This window comes from Bacteroidales bacterium, assembly GCA_014860585.1.
GTDB lineage: Bacteria > Bacteroidota > Bacteroidia > Bacteroidales > 4484-276 > RZYY01.
This window is the reverse complement of record JACZJL010000029.1, coordinates 1-8,526: the sequence shown is the minus strand read 5'-3', so window position 1 is coordinate 8,526 and position 8,526 is coordinate 1. Positions and strand designations below refer to the sequence as shown.

Annotated in this window: 10 protein-coding genes; 1 reads left to right on the top strand and 9 read right to left on the bottom strand. The window is 43.4% G+C overall.

Annotated features, from left to right (window positions below; genetic code table 11):
* The coding region (locus IH598_03260) for a DUF1343 domain-containing protein (GenBank protein MBE0637518.1) at positions 1-842 on the bottom strand (842 nt) is incomplete at its 3' end.
* Positions 843-1,029: 187 nt separating this feature from the next.
* Here IH598_03260 and IH598_03255 point away from each other — a divergent pair.
* A complete protein-coding gene (locus IH598_03255; GenBank protein MBE0637517.1) occupies positions 1,030-2,256 on the top strand; it encodes an ABC transporter permease in 1,227 nt (408 codons plus the stop codon).
* Positions 2,257-2,306: 50 nt separating this feature from the next.
* Here IH598_03255 and IH598_03250 read toward each other — a convergent pair whose 3' ends face one another.
* The 8 genes from IH598_03250 to atpB form a co-directional block, all read right to left on the bottom strand.
* A complete protein-coding gene (locus IH598_03250) occupies positions 2,307-2,906 on the bottom strand; it encodes a DUF2179 domain-containing protein (GenBank protein ID MBE0637516.1) in 600 nt (199 codons plus the stop codon).
* Positions 2,907-2,927: 21 nt separating this feature from the next.
* Positions 2,928-3,644, bottom strand: a complete 717-nt coding sequence (locus tag IH598_03245) for a phosphoadenylyl-sulfate reductase (protein ID MBE0637515.1) — start codon at positions 3,642-3,644, stop codon at positions 2,928-2,930.
* A gap of 107 nt (positions 3,645-3,751) precedes the next feature.
* The gene (gene atpG / locus IH598_03240) at positions 3,752-4,639 is read right to left on the bottom strand and encodes an ATP synthase F1 subunit gamma (GenBank protein ID MBE0637514.1); all 888 of its coding nucleotides are present in this window, start codon (positions 4,637-4,639) and stop codon (positions 3,752-3,754) included.
* Between the two features lie 9 nt (positions 4,640-4,648).
* On the bottom strand, positions 4,649-6,247 hold the full coding sequence (locus IH598_03235; GenBank protein ID MBE0637513.1) for a F0F1 ATP synthase subunit alpha: 1,599 nt from the start codon (positions 6,245-6,247) through the stop codon (positions 4,649-4,651).
* A 32-nt stretch (positions 6,248-6,279) separates the two neighbouring features.
* Complete coding sequence (gene atpH, locus IH598_03230) at positions 6,280-6,837, bottom strand: ATP synthase F1 subunit delta (protein MBE0637512.1); 558 nt, start codon at positions 6,835-6,837, stop codon at positions 6,280-6,282.
* Between the two features lie 18 nt (positions 6,838-6,855).
* Entirely contained in the window at positions 6,856-7,350 is a 495-nt protein-coding gene (gene atpF, locus IH598_03225; protein MBE0637511.1) for a F0F1 ATP synthase subunit B, read from the bottom strand.
* Between the two features lie 159 nt (positions 7,351-7,509).
* Complete coding sequence (atpE, locus tag IH598_03220) at positions 7,510-7,770, bottom strand: ATP synthase F0 subunit C (protein ID MBE0637510.1); 261 nt, start codon at positions 7,768-7,770, stop codon at positions 7,510-7,512.
* Positions 7,771-7,824: 54 nt separating this feature from the next.
* Positions 7,825-8,526 (bottom strand): F0F1 ATP synthase subunit A (atpB, locus tag IH598_03215; protein ID MBE0637509.1); only part of this gene is annotated, 702 nt, incomplete at its 5' end.

Here is an 8,526-nt window from a genome sequence, read left to right as displayed (position 1 = left end):
AAGACATAACTTCCCAACGTATATTGCGGGTGGCCTATGACCTGAAATGGAAGATCCGTTCCGCGCCCGACACTAACAACGGTTCCTTCGAAAAGGCAGAGTGAAGGATACAGGTAAACAGCGTATTTATTGGGAAGGTTTGGGGAAGGCCCGACAGGTAGATCGTAAAAATCGTTGTGAGTGTAATTCCCAACGGGGATAACCGTCAAATCACACTTTAGCCTGTTCTCTAACCATCCCTCACCATTGACCATTCGCGCGTATTCACCTACGGTCATGCCATGAACTATGGGAACCGGGTGAAGCCCCACAAAAGAAGTAAAACCTTCTTCGAGCACAGGTCCATCAACATAAAATCCATTGGGGTTGGGACGATCAAGCACCAGCATCGGCAATCCTTTGGCAGCGCAAATTTCCATCATGTAGGACATGGTGGAAATATAGGTGTAAAACCGGGCGCCCACATCCTGAATATCGAAGATGATGATGTCAATGTCAGACAGATCTGTCTCACGTGGTTTTTTGTTGTCGCCATAAAGTGAAATTACCGGCAGTCCGGTCACACGATCAATGGCATCATCCACCTTTTGACCAGCATCGGCCTTGCCGCGAAAACCATGCTCGGGACTGAAAACCTTTACTACGTCCATTCCCGCTCTGATCAGACTATCAACAAGATGCTGTTCGCCAATCAGCGAAGTGTGGTTGGCCACAATGGCGATGCGTTTATTCTGGATGAGAGGGAAATAGAGCGAAGTACGTTCAGCGCCGGGGATAATTTTTTTTGGTTCCTGCCCGTGAATGCAAGTCGAAAGCAGGGCCGCTAAAAGCACAGGAAGCATTGACTTCAGGGAAAATATTCTTGATTTATCCATTCCTACCAACAATTTTCGTTTCATAAAAATTGAAGAGCAAAATTAGCAGAAATCGGGAGAAGGGGATTTTTTGAAAAAAGGCACCCTCATTACTGGCAGCAGCAAAAGCCCCTCCGCATTTTTTTTGGTTACTTTTGCCAAAAATCGCAATAGTTTGAACTTTGAGTTTTTTATAGCAAAAGGGATTTTATCCAAAGACAAAGCTAATTTTTCTTGGCCGATCGTGCGGCTTTCGGTCATCAGCATTGCACTCGGACTGGCAGTAATGATCATTTCTGTAGCTGTAACTACGGGTTTTAAAGGCGCAATTACAGATAAAGTGATCGGTTTTGGTTCGCACATCCAGATCACAAGCTTCGACCTAAACCGCTCTTACGAAACATCCCCCATCAGCATTGACCAGCCTTTTTATCCCGGCCTCAGCGACAGCGCCGGCATCCGTCATATCCAGGTTTTTGCAACAAAATCGGGATTAATCAAGACTGCCGACCAAATCCAGGGCATCGTTCTCAAAGGGATCTGGACCGATTTCGACTGGTCGTTTTTCAAGGATAAAATCGTTGAAGGCGCCCTGATATCAATTGATGCTGAAAGCCAAACCGACGACATCCTTATTTCCAGAAAAATTGTAAACAAGCTCAACTTAAGCCTTGGTGAGGATGTCCGGGTTTATTTTGTGAATGCTGATGAACTCAGTCCACGGGGCCGAAAATTTCGTATTGCAGGAATTTACGAAACCGGGCTCGAAGAGTTTGATGATCTTTACCTGATTGGAGACCTGCGTCATGTGCAGCGGCTCAACAACTGGGACACCAGCGAAATCAGCGGGTTTGAAGTGTTTGTGAACGACTTCCGCGATATTGACCGGATGACAGAAATGGTTTACAACACAATTGGTTACGACCTCAACTCCACATCAATAAAGGACATGTTTCCACAAATCTTCGAATGGCTTGGCCTTCAGGATATGAACGTCATTATCATTCTGGTACTGATGATTGCCGTTGCTGCCATTAATATGATTTCAACACTACTCATCCTTATTCTCGAAAAAACCAATATGATCGGCGTGTTGAAGGCACTCGGTGCAGGTAACCGGTCGGTGCGGCGGATTTTTCTTTACAATGCATCTTTCATCATCGGCAGGGGGTTGCTTTATGGGAATTTACTCGGGATTTCACTTTCATTATTGCAGTTTTACTTCCGAATTTTTAAGCTTGACCAGGAATCCTATTATGTTCCATACGTGCCCATTCAACTTGATATTTTACCAATCATCCTCCTCAACGTCGGAACATTGACCCTCTGCATCCTCTTTATGCTAGTCCCTTCTTACGTGATCATGCGCATCAGCCCGGTAAAGGCAATAAGATGGGATTGATGAATTGAGTTTCAACTTTTAATACGGCGAAGGCTTTTCGCTAAGCTGTTTTATTTACTTTTCCTCCACAACTGCGGTACTTTTGGCTTCCAGAACACAGGGTTATCCTGCCTGATTATCCCATGTTTTACTGATTTGACATCTTCAATGGAGTAAAAGGCATTGGGGTTAAACCGGTTGATGATCGAAACCAGCTCTTTCACCTGTTTGCGAGGGATGATAAGAAAGATGATCTTGACCGGACCGCGGCTACCTTCGGCGTCCATCAGCGTAAGGCCGTAATTGTTATCTTTCAGGTAAGCGATCAGATCAGTGGCATCCAATTTTGGCATAATTCTCACTATGACCGTTCCTAATGAAATGCGTTCTTCGAGTATAATTCCGATAAAGTTACCAGCTGCAAAACCGGCGCCGTAGGCAATGTAATAGAGGAAGTTATCCATCTGCTTCAGGATTTGACTCACTGCAAGCAGCCAAATGATCACTTCGAAGAAACCGAGGATTGGTGCGTAATATTTATAACCCTTCGACACAAAGATCAGTCGCAGGGTACCGATGCTTTGGTCGGCAATACGCGAAAAAAAGATAAGCAGCGGCAAAATGATCCATACAAATACCCATGAGTCAGCCTGAAAGATACTTAAATCCATAATTTATAATTAGATATAAAATCAAACCTTGTTCTGTTTCACATGTAAACCGCACTCTCTATGGTCGGGATTTTCCCACCACCAGCGCCCCGCACGCACGTCCTCACCGGGGTTGACAGCCCGCGTGCAGGGCTGGCAGCCAATGCTAGCAAATCCCCTGTCATGTAGTGTGTTGTAAGGAATATTTTTTTCTTTGATATAAGCCCACACTTCTTCTTCTTTCCAATTGATCAATGGATTAATTTTGATCAGGTGGTTGCCTTCATCCCACTCCACCGTCTGGATTTCAGTACGTGTGACCGACTGTGACCGCCTCAGCCCGCTAATCCATACATCAAGGCCTTGCAATGCTCGTTTCAGAGGAACAATCTTGCGTACATTGCAGCATTCCCTCCGGTTTTCGATGCTTTCGTAAAAAAGGTTGATCCCTTTTTCGCCAACCATTTTCTCTACCTGATCTCTTTCCGGGAAGAAAACTTCGATATTGATTTTATAGCGGGCGTTCGTTTTTTCGATCAAATCGTAGGTTTCAGGGAAGACTCTTCCAGTGTCGAGTGTAAAAATTCTTGTTAGCGGATTAATTTTAGCAATCATTTCGGTGAGCACCTGATCCTCTGCGCCCATGCTTGAAGCTAAAGCGATCCTGCCTTTGTAGTTTTTAATAAAATAATCCAGCACTTCATTTGCCGAAGCACTTTTAAATTGTTCATTTAAAATATCAACTGAATTGTTAGTCATATCCTGGTAAAATACGTTTGAGCGGCAAAATTACTCAATATTTTTGCCTCTGAGAAAACGATGTGAAACAGAATGGAATGAATGCCGGAGATTTAAATTGCTAACTTTTATCCCTTAAACGACTCCGCTCCGCCAATAATTTCAATTATCTCGTTGGTGATGGCTGTTTGGCGCGCTTTGTTATAGGAAAGTTTGAGGTTTTTGAGCAGCTCTTTGGCATTATCAGTGGCTTTGTGCATGGCAATCATGCGGGCGCCATGTTCCGAAGCAGCCGAATCAGCAAGGGTTTCGTAAAACTTCAGGTTAAGCCATTTCGGGATTAATGTTTCCAATACCTGCTCAAGAGAGGGCTCGTAAATATATTCAAAGTCATCTCTTGGTTTTAGCTTTAAGTGTTCGTAGGGATTTTCGAATGGGAGAAACTGATCCACATGTTGCAAATGTACGGCTGCATTTTTAAAGTGATGGTAAATCAGTTCGATCCGGTCATATTTTTTGGCTTCAAATGAGGTCATCAATTCACTGACCACCGGTTTGATGATTTCAGGGCTCAGCTTATCAACCAAATCATCGTTACGTCTTGCTACCTTTATTTTTCGAATGTTTAGGTACTCATAGAGTTTTTTACCCACAGTAAATATCTCCACGTTACCCTGCTCATATTGGCTTTGGTATTTATCAGTTATCCTTTGCATAACAACCTTACCAATATTCGTGTTAAAAGGGCCGCAAAGTCCCCGGTTTGAGGCAATGGCAACAATAAGAATTTTTTCAGCAGAACGTTGTTCGTTCAACGCAGTAATTACTGGTTTTTCACCGGGATGAAATACCCTGTGCATCAAGGTTTCCATCTTTTCCGAATAGGGGCGCAGATCCTGGATGGCGGTCTGGGCTTTACGCAATTTAGAAGCAGAAACCATTTTCATGGCACTGGTAATCTGCTCGGTCGATTTCACCGAGTCGATTCGTGTTCTGACTTCTTTCAGGTTTGGCATACGTGCTGGTTATTTTGCTGTTTTTTTACTGGTAATTTTAGTAATTGTTTCTGCAGCAACGGTTTTTATTATTTTCTCATCCTCCGGCAGTAATTTTCCTTCCCGTAAGTTAGTAAGCAAATCTGCATGTTGCATTTTGAGGATATTCAGGTAATCTTCCTGGAATACTTTTACTTCTGTAACAGGCAACTCTCTCAATAAACCTTTTGTTCCGCAATAAATAATTGCTATCTGCTCTTCGACCTTCATTGGTGAGTATTGGTCCTGTTTCAGGATTTCCACATTCCGCCGGCCTTTTTCAAGCACCGACATGGTGGATGCATCGAGGTCGGAGCTAAACTTTGCAAAAGCCTCCAACTCGCGAAACTGAGCCTGGTCGATTTTCAGTGTTCCCGACACTTTTTTCATGGATTTGATTTGCGCATTGCCACCTACACGCGAAACAGAAATCCCTACGTTAATGGCTGGTTTGATCCCGGCATTAAACAGATTTGATTCGAGGAATATCTGGCCATCCGTAATTGAGATGACGTTTGTCGGAATATAAGCCGAAACGTCGCCAGCCTGTGTTTCAATGATAGGGAGGGCTGTAAGTGAACCACCGCCTTTCACAATAGGCTTCAGGCTTTCCGGAAGATCGTTCATCTGGCGGGCAATCTCATTGGATTCGATGATTTTTGCTGCGCGTTCGAGCAAACGGGAGTGTAAATAGAACACATCACCAGGATAGGCTTCCCGCCCCGGAGGACGTCGCAGAAGGAGCGAAACTTCACGATAAGAAACGGCCTGCTTCGAAAGGTCATCAAAAACTACCAAAGCAGGATTACCGGTATCCCTGAAAAATTCACCAATTGCAGCGCCGGCAAACGGAGCATAAAACTGCATGGCAGCAGGGTCAGAGGCTGTGGCAACTACGATGATGGTATAAGGTAATGCGCCATTTTCCTCAAGCGTTTTTACGATGTTGGCAACGGTTGAGCCTTTCTGACCGGTAGCCACGTAAATGCAATAAACCGGTTTCCCCTTGTCGTAAAATTCACGTTGATTGATGATGGTGTCGAGTGCAATGGCCGTTTTCCCTGTCTGCCTGTCCCCGATGATCAACTCGCGCTGTCCGCGACCAATCGGGATCATAGCGTCGATGGCTTTGATACCGGTTTGAAGGGGCTCATTTACAGGTTGCCTGAAGATAACGCCTGGTGCTTTCCGCTCGAGGGGCATTTCCCATATTTCGCCTTTGATCTCCCCTTTTCCGTCAATCGGTTTACCCAGTGTATTTACTACCCTGCCTAACATTCCGTAGCCTACGTTGATCGAGGCAATGCGCCGGGTACGCTTCACAATGTCGCCTTCTTTGATGTCGTGGGTATCACCCAGCAAGACTATCCCGACATTATCCTGTTCAAGGTTTAGTACAATGCCCATCAGGTCGCCTTTATCAAATTTCACCAACTCGCCCGATTCAACATTGGTAAGACCAAAAATTCGTGCGATACCGTCGCCGATTTGAAGTACCGTTCCAATCTCCTCAAGTTCTGTTGCTGTCTTGAAGCCTGCTAGTTCCTGCCGCAGGATTTCGGTTACTTCCGCCGGTTTTATCTGTGCCATAATTCTTCTTTAATTAACTTTTTACAATTTCCTTAATACTCCTTGACGTAAGGATTTTTCTCAAAATCTTTCCCCAGGAGTTCAATTTTTCGCCTCAGACTGGCGTCATACTTGCTGTCTTTTAATTTCAACACGAACCCGCCAATCAGGCTGGGATTAATCTCTTCCACCAAATCAACGGTTTTGTTGGAGGCTGATGTGAGCTGCTCAAGCAGTTCCTTGCGGGTTTCTTCATCAATCATTGAAGCAGTAACCAATTTGATTGTAACGATATTATTGAAATCCTTGTAAAGCTCTATATAGCTATCGGCAATCAACCGGATGAGTATAGCCCTGTCTTTTTTCAAAACCAATTCAAGGAACCGGATGGATAGTTTTTGAAGTTTGTTTCCAAAAAGGGTTTTTATTATTTTTACCTTCTTTGGGGTAGGAATGACAGGACTTTTCAAAAGATCGCCAAGGTGCTTGTTTTCACTGATCACTTCAGAAACAAGCAACATATCCTGGTAGGCCGGCTCAATAAGCCCCTGCTCCTGAGCGAGACTGAAAAAAGCGGATGCATAGCGTTTTGAAATGATCGTTATATCCATCGTCCTTGAAAGGTTTTATTAATTCAGCTTTACTTCCTTAATTAATTGTTCTGTGTATTCTTTTTGAGCTTTTTTGTCGCTCAGTTCACGATTTAAAAGCTTTTCAGCGATTTCAAGCGATAACTGTCCAATCTGGTTTTTCAGGTCAACCATTGCGGCTTTCTTTTCAAACTCCAGCTTTTCCCTGGTTTGCTGGATGATGAGATCAGCCTCTGCAGAAGCCCTCTCTTTTGCCTCCACAATCAGTTTTTCTTTAAACCGGATTGTTTCTTTGATGATGTTATCCCGCTCGATTTTGGCCTCATGCATCAGTTGCTCGTTGTTTGTTTTCAGGTTTTTCATCTCCTCGCGTGCAAACTCAGCCTGCTGCAAAGCATGATCTATAGAGTCTTCGCGCTCCTGTATGGATTTCATAATAGGTTTCCAGGCAAACTTTGCCAGGATCCATAATACGGCTCCAAAGGCAAATGTCATCCAAAATACCAATCCTAATCCGGGACTGACCAATTCCATAGTTTATCGATTAAACATTAGTAACATAAAATTTATACCTGCTCAGTGTTAATACTTAAGCAGCAAAATGCGGTCCTAGCTGTTAAATAATCACTTTTCCGGGATTTTAGTCCTGAAAAGTGAACAGGCTTAGCTAAAAAACCTTTAAGGTAAAACCGACTATAAAAACACGATCAGCAAGCAAACCACGATAGCGAAGAAGGCAAGACCTTCGATAAGCGCTGCTGATACGATCATATTTGACCTGACATCACCGGCAACTTCCGGTTGACGGGCAATGGATTCGATTGCTGAAACCCCTATTTTCCCAATACTAAAACCCGCTCCTGCTGCGGCAATAGCTGCGGCAAGGCCGGCGATGGCTTTACCCATGATTGTCATATCTACTCCCGCTTGCAATAAAATTGATAACAATTCCATGATTTAAGTGATTAATTTAATGATTAGTATGAATTAATTTGTAATAAAATTCTTTTAATGATGTGCCTCCTCAACTGCCATCCCAAAGTACAGTGCAGAGAGCAATGTAAAAACATAAGCCTGTATAAAAGCTACCAACAATTCAATAAAGGTCACAAAAATGGCAAAGCCAATAGAAACTGGCGAAATCGCATAGCCTAAAATAGCTCCCCTGTCACCGAAAATGAAAATTAAACTGAGAAATGCCAACATGATGATGTGCCCGGCAGTTATATTGGCAAAAAGACGAATCATCAAAACGAAGGGCTTGATGACGAGTCCCACAAGTTCGATTACCGGCATTAATGGAACAGGTAACTTCAGCATCCAGGGGACACCGGGAGTGTTGAAAATGTGTATCCAGAAATTTTTATTTGCTGTAACCACCACTGCAACAAAAGTAAACAGAGCAAGCACAAGTGTTACTGAAATGTTTCCGGTTACATTTGCTCCTCCAGGGAAAAATGGAACTAAACCCAATAGGTTATTCAAAAAAATAAAGAAAAATATCGTGAGTAAAAAGGGCATGAAATAACCATATTTCTTTTCGCCAATCGAAGGTTTGGCAATGTTATCGCGGATAAAAAGAATGACAGGTTCAAGAACAGACTGCATCCCTTTTGGAGATTTGTTGCCTCTTGTTTTGTAAGACTTTGCTACCGAAACAAATATCCAGACTAAAAGAATGATACTGATGAAAATGGAAACAACATTTTT